The sequence below is a fragment of the Pigmentiphaga aceris genome (genome assembly GCF_008119665.1).
Taxonomy (GTDB): domain Bacteria; phylum Pseudomonadota; class Gammaproteobacteria; order Burkholderiales; family Burkholderiaceae_B; genus Pigmentiphaga; species Pigmentiphaga aceris.
Genome location: NZ_CP043046.1, coordinates 2,981,525 through 3,004,335, shown reverse-complemented (window position 1 = coordinate 3,004,335; position 22,811 = coordinate 2,981,525). Strand labels below are relative to the sequence as shown.

General features: G+C 60.3%; 20 protein-coding genes. 14 read left to right on the top strand and 6 right to left on the bottom strand.

The window, feature by feature from the left end:
- The first annotated feature begins 151 nt into the window (after window positions 1–151).
- The 3 genes from FXN63_RS13085 (at window position 152) to FXN63_RS13075 (ending at window position 2,910) form a co-directional block, all read left to right on the top strand.
- Window positions 152–922 carry a hypothetical protein gene (locus FXN63_RS13085; protein WP_246165129.1) on the top strand — a complete coding sequence of 257 codons (771 nt, stop codon included), beginning with the start codon at window positions 152–154 and terminating at the stop codon, window positions 920–922.
- A 136-nt stretch (window positions 923–1,058) separates the two neighbouring features.
- On the top strand, window positions 1,059–1,406 hold the full coding sequence (locus FXN63_RS13080) for a DMT family protein (RefSeq protein WP_148815486.1): 348 nt from the start codon (window positions 1,059–1,061) through the stop codon (window positions 1,404–1,406).
- Between the two features lie 100 nt (window positions 1,407–1,506).
- Complete coding sequence (locus FXN63_RS13075) at window positions 1,507–2,910, top strand: MFS transporter (RefSeq protein WP_148815484.1); 1,404 nt, start codon at window positions 1,507–1,509, stop codon at window positions 2,908–2,910.
- A gap of 1,226 nt (window positions 2,911–4,136) precedes the next feature.
- Here the strand turns inward: FXN63_RS13075 and fusA are convergent.
- Window positions 4,137–6,233, bottom strand: a complete 2,097-nt coding sequence (gene fusA, locus FXN63_RS13070) for an elongation factor G (protein WP_148815482.1) — start codon at window positions 6,231–6,233, stop codon at window positions 4,137–4,139.
- A 448-nt stretch (window positions 6,234–6,681) separates the two neighbouring features.
- On the opposite strand from fusA, the gene FXN63_RS13065 reads away from it, so the two are divergent.
- On the top strand, window positions 6,682–7,323 hold the full coding sequence (locus FXN63_RS13065) for a glutathione S-transferase family protein (RefSeq protein WP_148815480.1): 642 nt from the start codon (window positions 6,682–6,684) through the stop codon (window positions 7,321–7,323).
- Between the two features lie 43 nt (window positions 7,324–7,366).
- Here FXN63_RS13065 and FXN63_RS13060 read toward each other — a convergent pair whose 3' ends face one another.
- Window positions 7,367–8,026: a TetR/AcrR family transcriptional regulator gene (locus FXN63_RS13060; protein WP_342791262.1), complete on the bottom strand. Its 660-nt coding sequence runs from the start codon at window positions 8,024–8,026 to the stop codon at window positions 7,367–7,369.
- A gap of 215 nt (window positions 8,027–8,241) precedes the next feature.
- On the opposite strand from FXN63_RS13060, the gene FXN63_RS13055 reads away from it, so the two are divergent.
- On the top strand, window positions 8,242–9,447 hold the full coding sequence (locus FXN63_RS13055; RefSeq protein WP_148815476.1) for an MFS transporter: 1,206 nt from the start codon (window positions 8,242–8,244) through the stop codon (window positions 9,445–9,447).
- Between the two features lie 88 nt (window positions 9,448–9,535).
- Here FXN63_RS13055 and FXN63_RS13050 read toward each other — a convergent pair whose 3' ends face one another.
- Window positions 9,536–10,108: a DNA-3-methyladenine glycosylase gene (locus FXN63_RS13050; protein WP_148815474.1), complete on the bottom strand. Its 573-nt coding sequence runs from the start codon at window positions 10,106–10,108 to the stop codon at window positions 9,536–9,538.
- Between the two features lie 115 nt (window positions 10,109–10,223).
- Here FXN63_RS13050 and FXN63_RS13045 point away from each other — a divergent pair, with 115 nt between their 5' ends.
- From FXN63_RS13045 to infA, 7 genes are all read left to right on the top strand, one after another.
- The gene (locus FXN63_RS13045) at window positions 10,224–10,937 is read left to right on the top strand and encodes a (2Fe-2S)-binding protein (RefSeq protein ID WP_148815472.1); all 714 of its coding nucleotides are present in this window, start codon (window positions 10,224–10,226) and stop codon (window positions 10,935–10,937) included.
- Window positions 10,937–11,998, top strand: coding sequence for an FAD binding domain-containing protein (locus FXN63_RS13040; RefSeq protein WP_148815470.1), 1,062 nt, complete (start codon window positions 10,937–10,939; stop codon window positions 11,996–11,998). The genes FXN63_RS13045 and FXN63_RS13040 overlap by 1 nt, the downstream gene beginning before the upstream one ends.
- A 15-nt stretch (window positions 11,999–12,013) precedes the next feature.
- Window positions 12,014–14,272 carry a xanthine dehydrogenase family protein molybdopterin-binding subunit gene (locus tag FXN63_RS13035; protein WP_148815468.1) on the top strand — a complete coding sequence of 753 codons (2,259 nt, stop codon included), beginning with the start codon at window positions 12,014–12,016 and terminating at the stop codon, window positions 14,270–14,272.
- A gap of 126 nt (window positions 14,273–14,398) precedes the next feature.
- On the top strand, window positions 14,399–15,139 hold the full coding sequence (locus FXN63_RS13030; protein WP_148815466.1) for a 2OG-Fe(II) oxygenase: 741 nt from the start codon (window positions 14,399–14,401) through the stop codon (window positions 15,137–15,139).
- 177 nt (window positions 15,140–15,316) lie between these two features.
- A complete protein-coding gene (gene alkB, locus FXN63_RS13025) occupies window positions 15,317–15,970 on the top strand; it encodes a DNA oxidative demethylase AlkB (RefSeq protein ID WP_148815464.1) in 654 nt (217 codons plus the stop codon).
- A gap of 124 nt (window positions 15,971–16,094) precedes the next feature.
- Entirely contained in the window at window positions 16,095–17,216 is a 1,122-nt protein-coding gene (gene ada, locus FXN63_RS13020; protein ID WP_425468711.1) for a bifunctional DNA-binding transcriptional regulator/O6-methylguanine-DNA methyltransferase Ada, read from the top strand.
- Window positions 17,217–17,756: 540 nt separating this feature from the next.
- Entirely contained in the window at window positions 17,757–18,014 is a 258-nt protein-coding gene (gene infA / locus FXN63_RS13015) for a translation initiation factor IF-1 (protein WP_148815462.1), read from the top strand.
- Window positions 18,015–18,454: 440 nt separating this feature from the next.
- Here the strand turns inward: infA and FXN63_RS13010 are convergent, their stop codons facing one another.
- Window positions 18,455–19,096 carry a PAS domain-containing protein gene (locus FXN63_RS13010; RefSeq protein ID WP_148815460.1) on the bottom strand — a complete coding sequence of 214 codons (642 nt, stop codon included), beginning with the start codon at window positions 19,094–19,096 and terminating at the stop codon, window positions 18,455–18,457.
- A 299-nt stretch (window positions 19,097–19,395) separates the two neighbouring features.
- Window positions 19,396–19,899: a hypothetical protein gene (locus tag FXN63_RS13005; RefSeq protein ID WP_148815458.1), complete on the bottom strand. Its 504-nt coding sequence runs from the start codon at window positions 19,897–19,899 to the stop codon at window positions 19,396–19,398.
- Between the two features lie 282 nt (window positions 19,900–20,181).
- On the opposite strand from FXN63_RS13005, the gene FXN63_RS13000 reads away from it, so the two are divergent.
- Complete coding sequence (locus tag FXN63_RS13000; protein ID WP_148815456.1) at window positions 20,182–21,042, top strand: PhzF family phenazine biosynthesis protein; 861 nt, start codon at window positions 20,182–20,184, stop codon at window positions 21,040–21,042.
- Between the two features lie 33 nt (window positions 21,043–21,075).
- Here the strand turns inward: FXN63_RS13000 and FXN63_RS12995 are convergent, their stop codons facing one another.
- Entirely contained in the window at window positions 21,076–21,534 is a 459-nt protein-coding gene (locus FXN63_RS12995) for a winged helix-turn-helix transcriptional regulator (protein ID WP_148819281.1), read from the bottom strand.
- A gap of 285 nt (window positions 21,535–21,819) precedes the next feature.
- Here FXN63_RS12995 and FXN63_RS12990 point away from each other — a divergent pair, with 285 nt between their 5' ends.
- Window positions 21,820–22,674 carry an SDR family oxidoreductase gene (locus FXN63_RS12990; protein WP_148815454.1) on the top strand — a complete coding sequence of 285 codons (855 nt, stop codon included), beginning with the start codon at window positions 21,820–21,822 and terminating at the stop codon, window positions 22,672–22,674.
- The last annotated feature ends 137 nt before the right edge of the window (window positions 22,675–22,811 follow it).

The following is a 22,811-nucleotide window of genomic DNA, read 5'->3' as shown; positions in this document are numbered from 1 at the left end:
CGGCTGTATCCAGCCCGGACACTTTTATCGAAAAACAGTCACCACTGCGCCGTAAGCATCTGATTTTATTGATATTTCAGATTGGCATAAGGCTTGCATTGAAGGAAAGCACTCACCTGACACGTGCCCGCTTTTCCTTCAAGGAGCTTTCATGTCCAACGCACTCACAGTCAGTGCAGCAGCCCTCGGGTTAAGCGTCAGCATCAGCCTGGGGCTTGGTTTCTGTGTGCTGAATGCCCAGGCAACCCCGCCAGCGGCGGCGCCGACCTCCCCGTCGTCGGCGGTTGCTCCACCCCTTGCGCCCCCGCCGCCCTTCACGCCTTCATTTGCGGTTGAGCCGCCCGCTGCCTCGGCACTCGACGCCGACGCCATGGCCCGTCCGCTTGCGCAAAGCGAAGTCAAACGCATGCTCATCAATCCGTTCGGAGAAATCGACGGACTGCGACTGGCCGACGGCACCATCGTGAAATTCCCGCCGCACCTGGCCGACGAGCTGCTTCGCATCGCCCAACCGGGCCAGACCGTGCGCATCGTTGGCCGGCTGGATGCCCCCGGCATCGTCAAGGCTGATGCCATCATCAACATCGCCACGGCACAGACCGTGTATGACCAGCCCCCTGCTGCAGGGGCCGCCCGACCGCTTCCACCCCATCTGCGTGCGCAAAAACTGCAGGAACAACGTGTGGAAGGCTATATCGACAAGGTGCTGGTGGACCGTCGAGGTGAAGCCAACGGCGTCATCTTGACCGACGGCAGCATCGCCCGCTTCTCGCCTGACACAGTGCCCGTCACCTTGCGCCCAGGCGAGCCTTTTGCCGCAGCCGGGCTGGGCACACGCAACGGCTACGGCACATCGCTGGAAGTCATCAGCATCGGCACGCGTCTGTCTGCGCTTCAACCGCTGTACAACCGCGCGCCTTGATCGCGTGCTGACTTGCATTCTGATCGCAACTTGATTTGCGTCCCGTCCCGCGATCACTCGCGTTGCGCAGCCACCCGCACACGATTGTGTCGACATCACCGAAGCCCCTATCGACGCCACTACCGAAGCCCCACCCATGTCACCCAAAGTTCTGCCCATTGTTCTGCTGATCATCTCGAACGCCTTCATGACGATCGCCTGGTATGGCCACCTGAAGTTCGAGAACAAGCCCTTGTACGTCGTGATCCTGGCCAGCTGGATGATCGCACTGGCCGAATATTGCTTTGCCGTGCCAGCCAACCGCATCGGCCACGGCGTCTACAGCGCCGCCGAGCTGAAGACCATGCAGGAAGTCATCACCCTGGTGGTGTTTTCGATCTTCTCGGTCGTGTACCTGGGCGAGCAACTCACCATGAACCACTTGGTGGGCTTTGCGTTCATCTGCGTGGGCGCGTTCTTCGTATTCAAAGGCCCGTTCAGCTAAGGGCTTGCGGGAGCGCGGACGAGTTGGCCAAGCGTTCTTTAGCCAAGCGTTTTTTGCCCTTCCCACGTTCATTCAGGCACGGTTTCACCCAGAGGTCACCATGACAACTGCGCAGACACGTTCGCGCTCGGCCGCCTGGCTGCCCGGACTGAATTTCTTTCTAGCCGACGTGCGCGACGGGCTGGGACCTTTTCTTGGCGTGTTCCTGTTGGGCCACGGCTGGCAGGCCGATGACATCGGCTACGTGATGACCATCGGCGGCATCGCAGCCATGCTGGCCATTGCGCCCATGGGCGCACTGATCGACGCGTCGCGATCCAAGCGCCTGCTGCTGGTATTAAGCGCAGTACTGCTGATTGCCGGCACCATGGCCTTGCTGCTTTCCTCGTCCTTTTGGGTGACGGCCACGTCGCAGATCGGTACCGCGCTGGTCGGCGCGATCATCGGCCCTGCGGTCATGGGCATCACGCTGGGCATTGTCGGACAAGACCGCCTGGCCCATCAGTTGGGTATCAACGAGGCCTGGAACCATGCGGGCAACGTGGCGTCAGCGGCGCTGGCAGGTTTGGCTGGCTACTACTGGGGCCTGCCCGCCGTGTTCGTGCTGATGGCCTTGATGACGGTAGGTGCCTTGTTCTGCATCGCCAAGATCCGGCCGCAAGACATCGACCATGATGTCGCGCGGGGATTGGAGGTTGCCGTTGTTCAGCAAGGTGCGGATGAGAACAGTGCCGGTATTGACCGTGCAGGTACGGGCAGCGGGAGCAAGGGTAATGACAGTACGCGCCGTGACAGTACAGGTCGTGACAGCACAAGCGGCGCAGGCGAAAACAGCACGGTCGACAGCCACTCAGCCAAGCCCACCACTCAACACACGCACGACAAGCCGGCCGCATCCACCTTCCGCGTGTTGACCGGCTCCGCCCCTTTGCAGTTGTTGGCCGTCACGATGCTGCTGTTCCACCTGGGCAATGCCGCCATGTTGCCGTTGTTGGGCCAGTCCATTGTGTCGCAGGGCATGGCGGACCCCAGCGCATTTACTGCTGCCACGATTATCGTGGCTCAATTGGTGATGATTCCGATGGCGTTGTTGGCGGGCAGACTTGCGCCCAAGCATGGTTATTGGATTCTGGTGATCGTCGCGTTGCTTGCGTTGCCTGTGCGTGGCGTAATTGCCGGCTACTGGAATTCGCCGTGGGCGCTGATTCCGGTGCAAATTCTGGATGGCGTGGGTGCCGGGTTGATGGGCGTTGCGCTGCCGGGGTTGGTGGCGCAAATTCTGCGTGGCAGCGGGCACGTGAATGTGGGCCTGGGGGCGGTGATGGCGGTGCAAGGCGTTGGGGCTGCGTTGAGTCCGGCACTTGCGGGGTTTTTGGCGCAGCACTACGGTTATCACACGGCCTTTGTCGCCTTGAGCGGTGTCGCTGCGCTGGGACTGTTGGTGTGCAAGCTGGGAATGTCACGTCGCGGTGCGGATGTGCGTGGGATTCCGGTAAGTCCCTGATCGATAGCTGCTTGGCTTGTGACGGTGTGGTTGTTCTTCTGCCAGTCGCGGGTAGTGGGGCCGGCTCGTCTGCCCCGCTTGACCTAGGCGTCGGGTCTCCGCCCTCCACCTCGTCCAGAAGGGCAGCCAAGCCGGCCCCACCACCCACGCCTTCAAAACGGCTTTGGTTAAAAGCGAATCCCGCCTTTGGGCGTTTGCCGTTTTGCTTGCTGCTTGGTGCTGGATACGGTTCTCGGCATTTGTTGGCCACCGTTCTTGATTGCCACGCGGCTGGCCTTCGGGACTGGCTGGCCAGGTCGCCACGAAGCGGTTTCTCCGGCTCTCGATTCGGTGGGTTCTTCAGTTGCCTTTTACGGCAGCGCCACTTAACGAAGTCGCGCGTCTGCTTGGTGGTGGGGTGACACCGAAGCGGGTGGCCGCCGCGTTACGGCATGCGGAGAGCGGCAGCGACGATCGTGGCGCTGGCGGCTGATTTGCGTAAAGACACTTGTGCTGCGTGTTGGTGAGGCGCTTGCCATGCGGCGATAGCAACACCGCCAGGGCGTCGGCAGCTCGGCGCGTTCAACGGACGTTTGAAGGCTTTTTGGAACGCCTGGCAGCATCAGCGCTACCGCCACTCATCGCCGTTCTTCATCGGTCCGAACGCTCTTCACCGCTTCGAACGTTCTCTATCGCCCCGAACGTTCAATGCACGGCCTCCAAAGCGCCAATCTTCAGCGCCCCGCCTTTTCGTCGCATTACCTGGTGCGCGGCCACCCGCTTCCAAGTCACCCCACCACCAAGCAGACGCGTGACTTCGTTGCGTGGCGCTGCCGTAAAAGGCCCGTTAAGAACAGCCCGAGCCGTGAGCCGCTGACTCGCTTCGTGGCGACCTAGCCAGCCAGTCCCGAAGGCCAGCCGTTTGGCGATTAAGGACGGTTGCCACCGCATGCCGAGAACCGCATCCAGCACATGGCAGCCAGAAAATCACGGCACGCCCACAGGCGGGATTAGCTTTTAACCAAAGCAGTTCTGAAGGCGCGGGTGTCGGGGGCGTGGCGGCTGCCCTTCTGGACGACGTGGAGGGCGGGAGTCCCGACGCGAAAGTCCAGCGGGGCAGGCGACGCGCCCCCGACACCCGCGACTGGCAGAAGAACACAACCAGCCACCAGAAAAACGGCAATAAGAACGAACAATAAAAAAGGGCAGTCGACACATCTGGCCAACTGCCCCCTTTCAACCCAACCTTACTTCTTGACGATCTTCTCCACCACGTTCGCAGGCGCCTCAGCGTAGCGCTTGAACTCCATGGTGTAAGTCGCCCGACCCTGCGTCAACGAACGCAACGTCGTCGAATAGCCGAACATCTCAGACAACGGCACCTCGGCATGCACCTGCTTGCCGCCACCGCCCGCAATGTCCTCCATGCCCAGCACAATGCCACGGCGCGACGACAAGTCACCCATCACATTGCCCATGAAATCCTCCGGCGTCTCCACCTCCACGCTCATCATGGGTTCCAGCAAGATCGGCTTCGCACGGCGCATCGCTTCCTTGAACGCCATCGAACCCGCCATACGGAACGCATTCTCGTTCGAATCCACATCATGGTAAGACCCGAACACCAGCGTGGCCTTCACATCCACCACCGGATACCCAGCCAGCACGCCCGACTTCAGCGTCTCCTGAATACCCTTGTCGACCGCCGGAATGTACTCGCGCGGCACCACGCCACCCTTGATGGCATCAACAAACTCATACCCCTTGCCCGAAGGCTGAGGCTCCAGGTTGATGACCGCATGACCATACTGGCCTCGCCCGCCCGACTGCTTCACGAACTTGCCTTCCACATCCATCACAGCTTGCTTGATAGTTTCGCGGTAGGCCACCTGCGGCTTGCCCACCGTGGCCTCCACGTTGAACTCACGACGCATGCGGTCAACCAGAATTTCCAGGTGCAGCTCGCCCATGCCGGAAATGATGGTCTGGCCAGACTCCTGATCGGTCGCCACGCGGAACGACGGGTCTTCCTGCGCCAGGCGATTCAGCGCAATGCCCATCTTTTCCTGGTCAGCCTTGGTCTTCGGTTCCACCGCCTGCGAAATCACCGGTTCCGGGAACACCATGCGTTCCAGCACGATGATGTGATTCGGGTCACACAAGGTGTCACCCGTGGTCGCATCCTTCAAGCCCACGGCAGCAGCGATGTCACCGGCGCGCACTTCCTTGATCTCGCTGCGTTCGTTGGCATGCATCTGCAAAATGCGGCCCAGGCGTTCGCGTTTGCCCTTGACCGGGTTGTAGACCGTGTCGCCACCATTGACCACACCCGAATACACACGGAAGAAGATCAGCTGTCCCACGAACGGGTCCGTCATGATCTTGAAAGCCAAGGCCGAGAACGGCTCGTCATCGCTCGGGTGGCGCTCGATTTCCTCGTCGTCCATCGAGTGGCCCATGATGGCGGGCACGTCGATGGGGGACGGCAGGTAGTCGATCACCGCGTCGAGCATGGCTTGCACGCCCTTGTTCTTGAACGCGCTGCCACACAACATCGGCACGATTTCATTGGCGACGGTGCGCTGGCGAATCGCGGCCATGATCTCGGATTCCGAGATCGTCTCGCCGCCCAGGTACTTTTCCATCAGCGACTCATTCGCGTCGGCAGCCGCTTCCACCAGCTTTTCGCGCCACTCCTCGGCAGTCGCCTGCAATTCCGACGGAATGTCGATGTACTCGAACTTCACGCCCTGGGATTCTTCATCCCACACGATGCCCTTCATCTTGACGAGGTCGATCACGCCACGGAAACCTTCCTCGGCACCGATCGGAATCTGCAAGGGCACGGCCACGCCTTTCAGGCGGTCGCCAATCTGGCGCTGCACGCGGAAGAAGTCTGCGCCCATGCGGTCCATCTTGTTGACAAAGGCCACACGCGGCACTTTGTACTTGTTGGCCTGACGCCAGACGGTTTCCGACTGCGGCTGCACGCCGCCCACCGAGTCATAGACCATGACCGCACCGTCGAGCACGCGCATGGACCGTTCGACTTCAATCGTGAAGTCCACGTGTCCCGGCGTGTCGATGATGTTGATGCGGTGTTCCGCACGGTCGCCCGCCATGCCCTTCCAGAAGCAGGTGGTGGCTGCCGAGGTGATCGTGATGCCGCGTTCCTGCTCTTGCTCCATCCAATCCATCGTTGCCGCGCCTTCGTGCACTTCCCCAATCTTGTGGCTCACGCCAGTGTAGAAAAGGATGCGCTCGGTGGTCGTGGTTTTGCCAGCGTCGATGTGGGCGCTGATGCCGATGTTTCGATATCGCTCGATGGGAGTTTTGCGGGTCATGACAGTCTCTGGTTGTGACTTCCGGTGATGGGCCTGGCGGCAACATGCCGCAGGCGGGTTACTGAATAGCGGTTGCGGGGGAATCGAAGAATTCAATAAGGAATTCGGCCCGTGCCTTCATGTGGTGGCCTGATCCACTTAAGCAAGAGCAAAACCGATAGCCGCGCACTAAATATATAGCGGGATGTGATTGGCGTCCCATCGTCCATAGGGCCAGATCGGCCTGAAGACGCTGTTCGACTTCGTTGCCCATCAACCGTTTGGCCGCCCGGTAACGTTCGTAAGCACCGGTAGCAAGCGCATGTTCGGTAAACACGATTGCGCCAAGCTAGGACGCTTTTGCTTGTCTTTTGCCTTCGCGCTCTTTTACGCCCCACCGCACGTCACGTCCGCACGCCTCATCCCCGGCGCGACACGCAGCGCCCCGCCACCACGCGAGGAGTCAGCCATGATTACCGTACACACCTGGACCACCCCAAACGGCCGCAAAGTGCCGATCATGCTTGAAGAACTGGGCTGGAAGTACGAGGTCAAGCCGGTGAACCTGAACAAGAAACAGCAGTTTGCGCCGGAGTTCCTGGTCATCTCGCCCAATAACAAGATTCCGGCCATCGTGGACCATGATGCCGAAGGCGGCCCGTTGAGCGTGTTCGAAAGCGGCGCGATCCTGACCTATCTGGCAGAGAAAAGCGGCCAGTTTCTTGCAACCAGCGGCCATGCGCGCTATCGCGCCTTGGAATGGTTGCACTGGCAGGTCGGCAGCCTGGGACCGATGCTGGGGCAACTTGGCTATTTTGCGTTGCGTGCCCGCGAAAGCTCACCCGATGCGGTCGAGCGGTTTACCGAAGAAGCTGATCGGCTGTTGCAGGTAATGGAACGTCGTCTGTCGATTGGCGAAATGCCTTACCTGGCGGGTGACGACTATACGATCGCCGACATTGCTGCCTACCCCTGGATGATGGCCGCCGCGACCATGATGGAAGAACTGCTGGGTTCGACCTGGGACGAAGTGCCTGCGGTACAGCAGTGGCTGGAACGCGTGGGCAATCGGCCTGCCGTGCAGCGTGGCATGCGGGTGCTCAGCGAATGACGGCGCAACGAATGACGGCGCAACTTAAGCAAGGACCCGCCATTTACTTCAAGGCGGCGTCGACCAGTCCTCGCGCATAGTCCAGGCCCGGGGGCTGGGTGCTGAACAACAAGCGGTACACCAGCGGGGCCACTACGCCATCCACCAAGGTGTTGGCCGTAGGTACGTTTTCGCCCCGGATCCGAGCGCGCGCCAGCATCAACTCCATGGTGTCGGCAGTGAAGCTTGCACACTGGATCGGCAAAGCGTCGGGCACGCTGCTGGCCAAGGTGTCACGCAACATGGCGCGACCGGGCGCAGACGACATCTCTTCCACGTACTGCTCTACCCAGGCATGCAAGTCGCCACGCAGGCTGCCTGTGTCGGCCGGCGGCGAATCGGGGCGCATGCGTGCCACCGCCACGTCAGCCAGCAGTTCGGGCAGATCGCCCCAGCGTCGGTAGATGGTGGACGGCGTGACGCCGGCGCGGGCGGCAATCAGAGGGACCGTGACGTCCGCGCGGGCACGCTCGGCAAGCAAATCACGCACTGCGCGATGCACCGAGGCCTGAACCCGTGCGCTGCGGCCACCCGGGCGGATAGTTTCTTTGCTGCCCGCGCCTTTGTTGGTCGAGTCTTTGTTGACGGCGTCTTTATCCGTCAGGTCTTTATTGACCAAGCTTGTGTCGACCAGCGCGTCGTCAGTCAGATCGCTATCAGCCACGCCCTTGTCCACTGTATTTTTGCTCGTCATGCGAGGATGTTAACGCAAAGAATTTGCTTTAAGAAATGGACAGGCGCACAATCCGCCAATGCACTAACGCAAATTTTTTGCTTTAGCGTTTTTTTTGGCCAGCGCTTTTTTGATCATTGCCGCCTGACCACACGTCTCAAGCGCCATTGACCAAGCCAGTTTCGCCGTCTCCAGCAAACCGCCTCATGCCGTCTTCCTCTCTTGCCAGCCACGGCAACACGTCAAGCACGCTCAGTCCCCGAGTCACGTTTGTCCTGTTGACCAGCATTCTGTTCACCTACGTGTCCGCGTCTGCCGCACCCACGCCGCTTTATGGCGTGTACCGGGACGCCTGGGGCTTTTCACCCTTGATGCTGACCGTGGCGTTCGCCGTCTACGCCTTCGGCCTGCTGGCATCGCTGTTGATCGTTGGCTCCTTGTCAGACCACGTAGGACGTCGTCCCGTGGTGCTGGGCGCAATGATGGTTGAAGCGCTGGCGTTGGTACTGTTTTTGAGTGCTCAAGACATCGGCGGGCTGATCCTGGCGCGCGTGGTTCAGGGCATTGCCACCGGAGCCGCTACCACCGCATTGGGTGCCGCCTTGCTGGACGTCGATCGCGTCAAGGGCTCGGTGGTCAACAGCATTGCGCCGATGGTCGGCATGGCGATCGGCGCATTGGGTACCAGTCTGCTCGTGCAGTACGCGCCCTTGCCCATGCATCTGAGCTACGCCTTGCTGCTGGTCACGCTGGTGTCGCTCGGCATCGCGGCGTACTTCATGCCGGAAACCGTCACACGCCGCCCGGGTGCCTGGGGCTCCTTGCGGCCTGATCTTCGGGTGGCCCGACACGCCAGTCAGGGAATGTGGAAAGTCATGCCGCTCAACGCGTCCTTGTGGATGACGGGTGGGTTCTACATGTCGCTGGGGCCATCGCTGGCACGCAGTGTGACGCATATCGACACCCCCATCATCGGTGGATTGCTGGTCTGCGCGCTGACTTTGAGCGCAGGGCTGGTCATTCTGATCTTGCGCAATCGTGATCCACGCATATCGCTGAGCCTGTCATCGGTAATGATGGTAACGGGCATTGGCACCACCTTGATTGGCGTGGCCTTGGGCCAGGCACTGGTATTGTTCGGTGGCACTCTGCTGGCTGGTATCGGCTTCGGCTCGGGATTTCTGGGCGCAATGCGCAGCATCATGCCCCTGGCTGCGCCGCACGAACGCGCCGGCCTGCTGGCCGTGTTCTATACCCTGAGCTACCTGGCCATGAGCCTGCCCGCCATGCTCGCCGGGCTGGCCGCAAGCACGATCGGGCTGACCTATGCCACCTATGGCTACGGATTGACGATCATGGTGTTGGCAAGCAGTGCAGGCATCCGAACGCTGCGGGCGCGGTTCAAGCGTTAATGTGGTCAGGCGTCCAGGCAGACGTTAAAGCGCACATTGATCGATGCGCGTCAGATGCGACAGCCAGGCCTGACGTCCCGCCAAGCTTTCAAAACCGCTTGCTCCAGAACTTCGACTGCGCCAAGCCGAATCGCCAGGGAACATCGGCCGCTTTCGAGATGCCGATACGCGGCCCTGTCACCACTGCCACCGGCCCGTCGGCAGCAAGCAACTGAAGCGGTGGCTGATCCAGCGGTTGTCCGTTGAATCCGTGATCGATCGCCAGCGCCTGCCCTACCCGCCCCGGCCCACTGCATAACAGTCGCGCATCAGACAGCCCACGCCGTGCGCGCATGGCATCCAGGCCATGCGTCGGTTCAATCGCACGGATCAGTACCCCTGCACCGTGTCCTTGCTCGCGACACACAAAGTTCATGCACCAGTGAATACCGTAGGACCGGTACACATATAGCCGTCCCGGTGGCCCGAACATGGCGGCATTGCGCGCAGTCGGGCCGGAAAAGCTATGCGATGCGGGGTCTTCCCGGTCGTAGGCCTCGGTCTCGACAATTCGCCCGCCCACGCCGTCGATCAGTACTGTCACGCCAATCAGCTGTTGCGCCACCTGCTCAGAGGAGGCCAAGAAATCGATACCAGCAATACAAGAATCAGAGGGCCGCATGACGAAATTCTACCGTTGCGGGAATACAAAACAGGACCAGACCCAGGCATGGCCGGGTCCATGACTTGCTGAGGCGAGAGCTTCTGCAAATTCCGCTCCCGCGCCGAGGCTTCTCATGAAAGACCAACCCAGCCACCACAACGGATCGAAGACCCCGCTTCCCAAGCCCACCCTAGACGCCGCAACCGTGGCTACCTGTCCGACCGCACGGCGCAATTTCCTGAAATCCATGGGTGGTTCGGGGTTGGCTGCGACCGGCCTGGGCATGATTCCCGTGGTCAACGCACCGGTTCACGCAGAGGCACCGACCAAGGTAGAGCCTGGATCGAACCAAGCTGCCCCTGCTGACGGAACAGTGCCCGTCAACCTGAAAGTCAACGGTCGTGCGGTGACGGTGAATGTGCCGCCGAATGCCGTGTTGCTGGATGTCGTGCGTGACCGGCTTCACCTGACTGGCACCAAAAAAGGCTGTGACCACGGCCAATGCGGGGCCTGCACCCTGCACGTGAACGGCACTGCCGTGAATTCCTGTCTTTCCTTGGCCGTCAGCCATGAAGGCGATGAAATCACCACCATCGAAGGCCTGGAACAAGACGGCACCTTGCATCCGATTCAGGAAGCCTTCTGGGAACACGACGCCTATCAGTGCGGCTACTGCACACCCGGCCAGATGATGAGCGCCTGCGCGTTGCTGAAAGACGCCCGTATCGGCACGGATGACGCCAGCGTGCGCGAAGCCATGAGCGGCAACATCTGCCGCTGCGGCGCATACAAGAACATCCTCGCGGCGGTTCAGGCTGCACGCGGCAAGATCGGGAGCGCTGCCTGATGCGTAACTTCACCTACTCCCGCGCAGACAGCATCGACCAGGCTGTCGCCACGCACGCCCGTGCTGTACTGCAGGCCGACAACACCAAACAGGCCGCAACATCCGATGGTCCGCAAGATGCCAGTCTGAAAGCCACGCAAGCGCACGCAGCCTTTCTCGCCGGTGGAACTACCCTGCTGGATCTGCTGAAGATCGATGTGATGCAGCCACCCGCGCTGGTGGACATCATGCGCATCAAAGGGCTGGATGGCATTGAAGTGCTCGCCGATGGACGGATGCGAATCGGTGCATTGGCCAGCAATACTGCCGTTGCCCATGACCGGAACGTGGTGTCGCGTTACCCGGTGTTGTCGCAGGCGCTGTTGGCAGGTGCCAGCACGCAGCTGCGCAACAAGGCCACCACGGCTGGCAACATCATGCAGCGCGTACGCTGCAATTATTTCCGCGATGGCGTGTCGGCCTGCAACAAGCGCGAACCTGGCTCGGGCTGTGCAGCGATCGACGGCCATAACCGCGCGGTGCACGCGGTACTGGGCACCAGTGACGCCTGTATTGCCTCGCATCCCTCGGATATGTGTGTGGCCATGGCCGCCATCGGAGCCACGATTCAGGTGCAAGGCCCGCGCGGCACGCGTGACATCGATTTTCTCGATTTCCACCTGCTGCCCGGCCAGACGCCGTGGAAGGAACACGCGCTGGCTGCCGATGAACTGATCACCCATGTCACGCTCGCCGCCCCGCTGGCGGGCAGCAAGTCTGCCTACCTGAAGCTGCGTGATCGCGCCTCATACCAGTTTGCGCTGGCATCGAGCGCGATCATCGTGGTGCGTGAAGGTCAGGTGATCCGCGAGATTCGGATCGCGCTTGGTGGCGTGGGTACCAAACCCTGGCGTGCCACGGAAGCAGAAGCCGCGTTGCTCGGCCAGACGGCCACCCAAGAACACATCGAGCAGGCAGCAGCCATCGCTTTCCGCGCGGCCGTTCCGCAAAAGCACAACGCCTACAAGATTCCGCTGGGCCAGCAGGCCATCGTGCGCAACCTGTCGACATTGGTCGCCTGAACCCTGGAGAACACAATGTCAGACAACACTTCCCAAGCAAACGCAGACCGCTCGGCAATCGGCGCCGCCACGCGTCGTGTAGACGGCCGCCTGAAGGTCACGGGCGCGGCCAAGTACGCCGCTGACCATCATCTTGAAGGCATGGCCTACGCCTATGGCGTTTTCAGCACGGTTGCCAGCGGCCGCATCAGCAAGATCGACACAGATGCCGCGCGCAAACTGCCGGGCGTGATCGATATCTTTCATCGCGGCCATTTCTCGAACCTCTACCGGGTTCCCAAGACCAAAGATTCGCCCACCAGCAAGCTGGACGCTGCCGTGGTCGACGAACATCGCCTGCCTTTCGAGGATGACAAGGTCAGCCACGCGGGCCAGTTTGTCGCGTTGGTGGTGGCCGAGACCTTCGAGCAGGCACGCGCAGCCGCCTACGCTGTCAAGGTCAGCTACGAAGCTGGTACGGTCATCGCCAACCTTGATCAAGCCGTAAAAGCCCACGGCGTGAAAAAAGCCGGATCGGGTCACGAGCGCGGCAACGCCGCGGAAGCCTTCGACCAAGCCGCACTGAAGGTAGATGCCACCTACGGCACGCCGGTCGAGACCCACAACCCGATGGAAATGCATGCCACTGTTGCCAGTTGGAAAGATGGCAAGCTGCACGTCTACGAATCGACGCAAGGTGTGGTGGTGCACCGCGCGACCTTGGCACGGGTGTTTGGCGTGACCCCTGACCGGGTCAATGTGGAAGCACCCTTCATCGGCTCGGGTTTCGGCAGCAAGCTGTGGGCGTGGCCGCACGCCATTGCAGCCAGTGCCGCCGCACGTGAAGTCGGCCGTCCGGTGCAGTTGGTCATACCGCGCATGCAGATGTTCACCACCACTGGCCACCGGCCCGAAACCCGGCAGCACATGCGCCTGGCTACCGATGCAGGCGGCAAGCTGAGTTCGGTGCGGCATGAATCGATCAACACCACGTCCTTCATCGATCAGTACACCGAGACTTGCGGCGGCGTTACGCAAGGACTGTACGTTTGCCCGAACGTGCTGGTCAGCCACAGCACTACTGAGGTGAATCACGGCACACCGACTTCCATGCGCGCACCGGGTGCTGCGCCCGGACTGTTTGCGCTGGAATCCGCCATCGATGAAATGGCACTGGCAGCAAACCTGGACCCGCTTGAGTTCCGTAAACGCAACTTCGCGGAAATGGATGAAAGCCAGAAGCTGCCGTGGTCCAGCAATCATCTGCTGGAAGCCTACGATCGTGGGGCCGCCAAGTTCGGCTGGGACAAACGCCTGCCCGAAGTCGGATCCATGCGCGAGGGCTCGGAAGTCATCGGCTACGGCATGGCAGCCTGCAACTGGGAGGCCTTCCGCACGCCTGCCGACGCACGCGTAGGCTTGCGCGCCGACGGCACGATCGAGGTCACGTGCGGCGTGCAGGACATCGGTACAGGCACCTACACCATCGTGGCGCAAGCGGTCAGCGCGGTCACGGGCGTTCCGCTTGAGCGCATCAAGGTCAGATTAGGCGACGCCAGCTTCCCAGCAGGCCCGGTGTCTGGCGGATCGTGGGCCACGGCCAGCGTGTTGCCGGCGGTGGCCAAGGCGACTCGCGACGCCATCGACCAGTTGAAGGTGATTGCGGCAGGCGCAGATAGCCCGTTTGCCAAAGCCAAGCCAGATACCTTGAAGCTTGAAGGCGGGAAACTGACCGATGGCAAGCAAAGCGTGGATTTTGGCGAGGTGCTGAAGTCGCAGAAAGTGGCCGCCGCCGAAGCCGAGGCGCATACCGACGCCAACACCAATGACAAGCTGTCTTTCCGATCCTTTGGTGCCCACTTTGTGGAAGTACGCTGGGACGCTGGCATTTCGCGCCTGCGCGTCAGCCGCGTGGTCAGCGCCATCGACGTTGGCCGCATCATCAACAGCAAAACCGCCGCCAACCAGGTGGAAGGTGCAGTGGTCATGGCAATTGGCATGGCCTTGTTCGAGGCAACGGAATACGACGAACGAACTGGCCTGCCGGTCAATAACAACTATGCCGAATATGTCGTTCCCGTGCATGCTGACCAGCCCGAGATCGACGTGATCCTGCTCGACTACCCGGACTATGGCTTGAACGAATTTGGTGCACGCGGTATCGGAGAAATTGGCACGACGGGGCTGGCTGCCGCAGTGGCCAATGCGGTTTATCACGCGACGGGTAAACGCGTGCGTCAGTTGCCCATTACGCTGGAAAAGCTGATGGACCCGCCGGTATCAGTGGCGGCGTAATGCAGGGTATGCGGGGGCGGTGCCAGGCATCCGGGTCTGGCGGGAATTCGGCCGCAAGACTCGGAGTGTGTATCGCACCCCCGCTTACCTAGACTGGCATGTTGCGCAACTTTGCCAGGAAGCTTGATGAACGCTCCGCACTCCCCTATTGAAACCGCAAGGTTTGCAAAAACGCGCGTCGAAAGTCAGGATTGGGCTGGCATGGAAGACGCGTTGCACACCCAGGGCCACGCGATTCTGCCCAGTTTGCTTGACCGCGAAACCTGCCAGACCATCGCTGCCGCTTACGACGATGAAGCGATTTACCGCAGCCGCATCGATATGGGTCGCTACGGTTTTGGCCAAGGTGAATACAAGTATTTTTCGTATCCCCTGCCGTCGCTTATCGCAGATTTGCGCCACGAGCTCTACGCCAGACTCGTTGGGATTGCCAATCACTGGAACGACGCGATGCGGCTTGATGTGCGGTGTCCGGCTCAGCATGCTGATTTCATCCGGCGCTGCCATGATGCGGGGCAGCAACGGCCAACGCCTTTGATCTTGCGATATCGCAAAGGTGACTACAACTGTCTGCACCAGGATCTGTACGGAGAAAACGTGTTTCCGATTCAGGTAGCAGTGCTGTTATCGGAACCGGATGAGGACTTTACCGGCGGTGAGTTCGTATTGACCGAACAGCGCCCCAGGGCACAGTCGCGTGTCATGGTCGTACCCTTGCGTCAGGGCGATGCGGTGGCGTTTGCCGTGAATAATCGACCGGTGAATGGCACGCGAGGCAGCTACCGGGTGACATTGCGTCACGGAGTCAGCGCATTACGCAGCGGCCAGCGGCATACGCTGGGCATCATTTTTCACGATGCCACGTGATTTCCGTAGTGATTAGGTCAGGGGTTGGATTCAAGACTTGCTGCCGGTCACGCAGTGTCAAAGCAACGCTGGCGTCATGGCAGGATGTTCGCTCCCGCATGCTCATTGCCGTATAAGCGTTACCGCATAACCGTTGCCTGCACAGGCTATAACTTCAGCCCTGCTAAGGTTTCATCCATGACTTTTGACCTTTTTGGCGATCTTGCCCCTGTTGCGCAGGCCGACGAGCGCCTGGGCGAACAAGCCTGGGTTTTGCGCGGCTTTGCCTTGCCCCACGTGGCCGCGATGCTGCCCGCCCTGGACGACATCGTGGCGCAGGCAGCTTTTCGGCACATGGTCACGCCTGGGGGCTTCACCATGTCGGTCGCACTCAGCAATTGTGGCGACTTGGGGTGGATTTCAGATCGCCGAGGCTATCGTTATGGCCGCCATGACCCTGAAACCGGACGCGACTGGCCGCCCATGCCCGACGTATTCCTGCAATTGGCTCACGATGCCGCCGACCGCGCCGGCTTCCCAGATTTCGTACCCGATGCCTGTCTGATCAATCGTTATCTGCCAGGTACGCGCATGTCCTTGCATCAGGATCGCAACGAACAAGACTTTGCATGGCCGATTGTCTCGGTGTCACTTGGAATACCCGCCATCTTCCAGTTCGGCGGCCATGCCCGCAGCGACAAGGCGCAACGCGTGCCGCTACAACACGGCGATGTCGTGGTCTGGGGTGGCGTGGATCGGCTACGTTTTCACGGCGTGCTGCCCTTGAAACCAGCCAGTCACCCGGTGCTGGGCGAGAAACGCATCAACATCACGTTTCGAAAAGCGGGTTGAGGCTTGTGCGGGCATTGGGCTGATGCGCCCAGAAACCCGACCTGGAATTTGACCGCAAGACCCGGAGTGTGCGCTTGAAGCCTGAGCCATACAGTCCCATCATCAACACAAAGGGACAAAAATCATGGACATGCCAGCAGTCACACTTGATACCGACATCGATTCCGACACCGACACCGACACCATCCAGGCAGCCCACGCCAGTATTCAGCGCGCTGCTCGTTGGGCGGCAGTGCAAGCCCGCGACGCCAGCGCCGACGGCAGCTTCGTCTATGCCGTGAAGACTACCGGCGTGTATTGCAGCCCGAGCAGCCCTTCCCGCCTGCCCCGGCTTGAAAACGTGGAATTCTTTGATAACGCCAAGGCCGCCGAAGCAGCAGGTTATCGGCCCAGCCGTCGCCATGCGGCAGACCGCAGCGCCGTTGCTGCCCAGCACGCCGCGCTTGTCGCCGCCGCATGCCGGCAGATTGAAACGGCCGAGACTGAACCCGCACTGGACCGCCTGGCCGCCGATGCCGGACTGAGCACCTACCACTTCCATCGTGTATTCAAGGCTGTCACGGGCTTGACGCCGAAGGCCTATGCCGCAGCCCACCGCGCCGGACGCATGCGGGCGCAACTGGCTGCGGGTGGCTCGGTGACCGACGCCATCTATGAATCCGGGTTCAACTCCAACAGCCGCTTCTACGAAGCCGCAGATCGCGTGCTGGGCATGCGCCCCACTGACTACCGTGCTGGCGGCACCAACACACGCATCTTCTTTGCGATCGGCGAGTGTTCGCTGGGAGCCATCTTGGTGGCCCAAAGTGCGCGCGGCGTCTGCGCCATTTCGCTGGGCGATGACCCGGACCTGCTTGCCCGTGAACTGCAAGACCGCTTCCCCCAGGCCGAATTGGTTGGTGCGGACGCCGATTTCGAACAGCTGGTAGCCCGGGTAGTAGGTTTTGTCGAAGCGCCGTCCTTGGGCCTGGATCTGCCGCTGGACGTTCGCGGCACAGCATTTCAAGAGCGCGTCTGGCAAGCCTTGCGTGAAATTCCGGCGGGCACCACGGCCAGCTACACCGATATTGCAGTACGCATCGGCTCGCCAAAATCCGTCCGCGCGGTTGCCCAAGCCTGCGGCGCAAATACGATAGCGGTCGCCATTCCATGCCATCGGGTCGTGCGCAGTGACGGAAATCTGTCTGGTTATCGTTGGGGAGTGGCGCGAAAACGCAGTCTGCTTGAGCGCGAAACGACGGACTGACGCGAGGATCGCTTCACGTTGCAGGCATTTTTCAGGTTTGTATAAGGTGTTGCGTACTGAGCGGATTTCGTGCAGGAAAAATGTACTTGCGCGACCTGGAGTGATATAATCCTTCAATCGCGTTTGCTACATTCATTGGTGGTAAGCGCTGTTGGTAAACATTGTTGGAACCCTAGTAGGTTCACAGCGGGTTAATACAGGCAGCTGGCTATTTCTCTAACTACCTTGTTGATGCCCGTTCCGCTTCGCCCTTCCCCGCGAAGCCGGTTTTCAGCAGAGAAACCAATAGCCAAGCCTCGTAATCGCGTGGGTCGCGCCCGTAGGGCGGCCTTGACGACCACGATCTATCCCCGCCTTCGGCATCACGTTGTGGTGCCCTCGCGAATCTCGTTACCGGTGTCGTGGTCCGGCCTTTGACAGGCACTTCCGGATGACCGGTCGTGTCTGGCGTTTTAACCTTTTTCGAACCCGCGGTTTTGCCGTGGCGCGCTCCGGAACGGATCGTGCGGCAGACCCTGTTGTAAACCTTAGGAGCACCACATGGCCAAAGAAGAACTGATTGAAATGAGTGGCGTCGTGGCGGAAGTGCTTCCGGACTCGCGTTTCCGCGTAACCCTGGAAAACGGCCACCAACTGATCGCCTACACCGCCGGCCGTATGCGCAAGCATCACATCCGCATCCTGCAGGGCGACCGCGTTTCGCTGGAACTGTCGCCTTACGATCTGGGCAAGGGACGCATCAAGTTCCGCCACATCGAAGGCCGCACCCACACCCCGCCGGCTAACCGCAATCGTTGATTGTTGGCAGCTTGCTTGTCGGCAGCTTGCTTGTTGGCGTACCGATTGTCATCCCGACAGTCGTTATTTGGATTGGCGTTTTACCAATCATCAGCAAGCCAAGCGTAGGCAGCTTTCGGATCGTCGGATATTCCGTTTGATCCATGCGCAGATATCTGCAGGTCTTGGTACCTTGCGCAATGTTGTAAACCTCGCGTTCCCGCGTCCGCCCCCTGTCTGGCGGCACGCCCGCCGAACGCGATGGCGGGTCGTCATCCCCTGACGATCTCACTGCTTCAGCAACTGGTGGCATCTGGCCCCAGTTGCTGTGGTCTGTACGCGCTTTATTTCCCTCGACGCCACCATAGCTTTGCCCGGCCCCGCGCATGACGCAGGACCAGCCGTCTGCTTACGCACGCGCATTGCTGCGCCTGCGGCGCTTCCTGGCGTTTGTACGACGCCTATTGGGCTGCCGGGATTGCCAGCAACACCCCGAGTGCATGCATGGGTGTGCCATCAGCGGCACGCCTGGCCTGCCCGCGCGCGCGGAACCAGCGATATTCGCCGTCCTTGCATCGCATCCGGTAGCAGACATCGAACGGCGTTGCGCCGCTGCGGTCGTCCAGATGCGCAGCAAACGCGTCCAGAGCGCCGTCTATATCGTCGGCATGCACATGCGAAGCCCAGCTTCCCAATACATTGGGAAACTCTTCCGCCGTGTCGAAGCCAAGCAGGCTGCGAAACTCCGGCGACCACCAGAACCGGCTGGCCGGATCGACCACACCATCGGCCGCCAACAGAACTTCCCACATGCCCTCTTGCGTGCCGGGCGCATGCGGCCGGCTGGCCACCCGCAAACAATCACGCGCCGCCTCGGCTTGAGCCAGTCGTAAAGACAGGCTCGCAACACAGTTGGCCAACTCAGCACCAACGGCAGATGAACGCGGCGTGTAAAAGGGCTGCGGCGACGGCGAAAGCGTCAGCCCGTCCAGCGAAGTGCCCCACGTCTTCAGCAGGGAACCACGCGCACGTTGCACTTCACGGGCGGCCAATAAATCATCAAGTGTTCTTGCAGCGGCGGACTTGGCCGAGAAAGCGGGCATTGCATCGTACTCCGAGGGTGATAGGGCGACGTTCACTGTCGGCAATTACGGTCGAGTAGCGGTCTTGGATGCGGTTTTTTTATGCTAAACACATCTTTCATTCAGATTATCGAATTCCTGCCTTAAAACAACACGAAAATGCACAGATTTGCGTTGCGATGACGCTACTGGTTTGATTTTTAAGAATATTTCTAGGGTAAGACGCTCAACGTTTTTTAGTGAGACGCATTAATTATGCTTGTTCAGACATATCCATCGCACTCAACATATGCACCTACAGCACGTCGTTGAACTGGCATTCAAGCCTTAGTTTCAAGCGAAGACGTCGCGGCTCTAGCAAATGGCTTGCCGTTGAATGTGTGGGTACAGCACGAACAAGATGGCACCTGGGTGGCTTCGCTCGCAGAAGGGTCCACCACTTGAAGCAGGCCCGCATCGTCAACATACAAGCCGCTGTAGTACGAATTCTCACCCATCCGGACCACTGAGGAAAGTTCGCGCTGGCGCAGCTGAACCATCCAGAAGACAGGCTCTGGTTTGTCCAGACGGGAAACAGCTTCAGCATAGACTGCCGCCCAAGGCTCGCCGACCTTCGCCAACAAAAATTTGAATAACGGGGTGTAATCCCGACCAATGCCCGAGTTGCTGGAATTCATATGCTCGCGAGCATGATCGAACGCCAGCCGCTTTTCACGGATTTTGGTGTGGCGTTCGTCGTTGAAATCCTTATGATGAAAATTGACGATATGCGCCGTCGTATTCGCTTTGCGATATAAGAGCGGCTTTTTGTGATTTCGTGTCATCTGAATAATGGGGAATGGCAACCGCCTTTGTGAAGGTGGCAGTCTTGATTATGCCGACGATAGCATTCAGCTCAGAAAAATGGCTTTCAGCGTTGCCTGTAGACCGCGACTTCACTCGAAAGGCTTATTCACTGTTGGTCGATTCGCGGCTTTCCTGATGAGGTAGCATTTTCAGTTCGGCCACTTGCTTTTCGTTGGACGGTCTGCATCAGCATCAGGCCTGACAAGATGCCGACGGTGACCACCACATCAACCAGCTAACAACACAATTCAGGAGTTTTCATGCAGCACCCACCCCAAGTCCAATGGCACGATTTTCGTCAGGTCGATGTCTTCACCGCCGATGCCTTGAAGGGCAATCCGCTTGCCGTGGTGCATGGCGCTGATGGCTTGGACGAGGCGAAGATGGCGGCGTTTGCGCGGTGGACTGGGTTGAGCGAAACCACGTTCTTGCTTACGCCGACCAACCCGGCTGCTGATTACCGGGTGCGCATTTTCACGCCGACGAGCGAACTGCCGTTCGCCGGGCATCCGACCTTGGGCACCTGTCACGCCTGGTTGGAAGCCGGTGGCAAACCGCGCGCAGAAGAAGTCATTCAGGAATGCAAAGCCGGGCTGATCCGCATTCGTCGCGATGGCAGTCGTCTGGCCTTTGCAGCACCCCCGCAGATCCGTTCTGACGAAGTTGATGCCGATATCTTGGCGCAGGTCGCACACAGCCTGCGGATTGCGCCAGAGACCATCTTGCGCGCACGCTGGGTCGATAACGGCCCTGGTTGGCTGGCAGTGATGCTGGGTTCGCGCGCGGAAGTATTGGCGCTGAAGCCTGATTTTGTCGCGATGGGACGTTTTAAGGTCGGCGTGGTCGGTGCATGGAACCCGGCTGTCGATGGGACTGAAGCCAGTTTTGAAGTCCGTGCGTTTGCGCCCGGGTTTGGTGTGCAGGAAGACCCGGTCACCGGCAGTTTGAATGCGGGCATTGCGCAGTGGCTGCTGGGCACGGGCATCGCATCTGGCGACTATGTGGCCAGCCAGGGCGCGGCGCTTCAGCGTGCAGGCCGGGTGCATGTCACCCAGGCGGGTCAAGATATCTGGATTGGCGGCAATTCCACCAGTTGTATTGTCGGACGCGTGCAGTTGTAAGGCCGCGAAAAAAGTCGGTGCCGGCCCGTGCGTTCAGGCATCGATCTCTGCATCTGCGCGCCCTTCGCGGTACGCCATGATGCGGGGCAAATTGCCCTCGATCCAATCGGCCAGGGCCTCGACGCGGACGGCTGCTTCCATGCCAAGCGCAGTCAGCCGGTATTCCACATGGGGCGGCACGACCGGATATGCGTGCCGATCGACCAGGCCATCGCTTTCCAGCCATTGCAACGTCTGCGCCAGCATCTTTTCGCTGACGCCACCGATTTTGCGACGCAGGTCACTGAAACGATGCGTACCCGCCATCAGCGCGACCAGCACCAGCACGCCCCAGCGGCTGGTCAGGTGCTTGAGCACATCGCGTGACGGGCATGCGGCGGCAAAGAGTTCACCACGGCGTAGCTGTTCGGCAAGGCTCGGGGGGCCTGCGTAGGCGGGCACCTGGGAAATTTCGTGCGCGAGGTGGTCTTGCTGCAGGACTTTTTGCGGCATGACGGCCTCGTGCGTGACTTGTTCCTGCTTGATTTTCTTCTGCATGTTTTTTTCCTGCATGCCTTTCTCCTCCATAGAGCCTCTCACATCGCCTTTCGGATTGTGCCGTTGACGGCTCCTAGCCGCAGGGATTACGTGGAACATCGACTGTCCTGAATTGCACGCCACACGAGCCTCGCAGCAACCCAACATGGACACCACACTAACCTTTAAGTACGTACTTACGAAAAGTTAGCTTCCCCGATATTCTGCGGTTTCCTCATCGTCAGAACAAGGCAATCCATCATGATCGTTGTCACCGGCGCAACTGGCCAACTCGGCCGCCTGGTCATCGCCGCACTGTTGAAGACCGTGCCCGCCTCGCAAATCGTTGCCGCAGTTCGCACCCCGGCCAAGGCCGCCGATCTGGCCGCCTTGGGCGTGCTGGTTCGCCAAGCCGACTATGCCCAGCCCGCAACGCTTGTCAGCGCATTTGCCGGCGCAGAAAAGCTGCTGTTGATCTCGTCCAGCGAAGTCGGTCAACGCCTGGTTCAACACCAGGCCGTGATCGCCGCCGCCAAGCAAGCCGGCGTCAAGCTGATCGCCTATACCAGCCTGCTGCACGCAGACACCTCACCGCTGGGCCTAGCAGGCGAACACCGGGACACCGAAGCCGCACTGGCCGCGTCCGGCTTGCCTTTCGTGGTGCTGCGCAACGGCTGGTATACGGAGAACTACACCGCCAGCATTCCGCCGGCACTGGCACACGGCGCATTGCTGGGCAGCGCACAAGACGGCCGCATTGCCTCGGCCGCCCGCGCCGATTACGCAGAAGCTGCTGCTGCCGTGATGACGCGTGATGATCAAGCGGGCAAGATTTACGAGCTGGCAGGCGACGACACCTACACCTTGACCCAGTTTGCGGCGGAAGTAGCTGCACAGTCGGGCAAGCCGGTGATCTACAAGGATCTGCCGGAAGCCGATTTCAAGGCGGCGCTGATCGGTGCGGGGCTGCCCGACTACGTAGCGGCGCTGTTGTCCGACTCGGACGCAGGTGCGGCCAAGGGCGGCTTGTTTGACGACAGCCGTAGCTTGAGCGCGCTGATCGGCCGTCCGACCACGCCTTTGAAAGCGGTGGTGGCGGATGCACTGAAGGGCTGATTAGCCACTCGGTGAAGTTAGAAAGCGGCAAGGCAATCAAGCTGTCTGGCTGCAAGCGGTGAAGCGCTAAAACAAACAGGGAGTTCGTACGCCCAGCTATCGAAGCTGGCAAACGAACTCCCCGTTTTCACTTACCG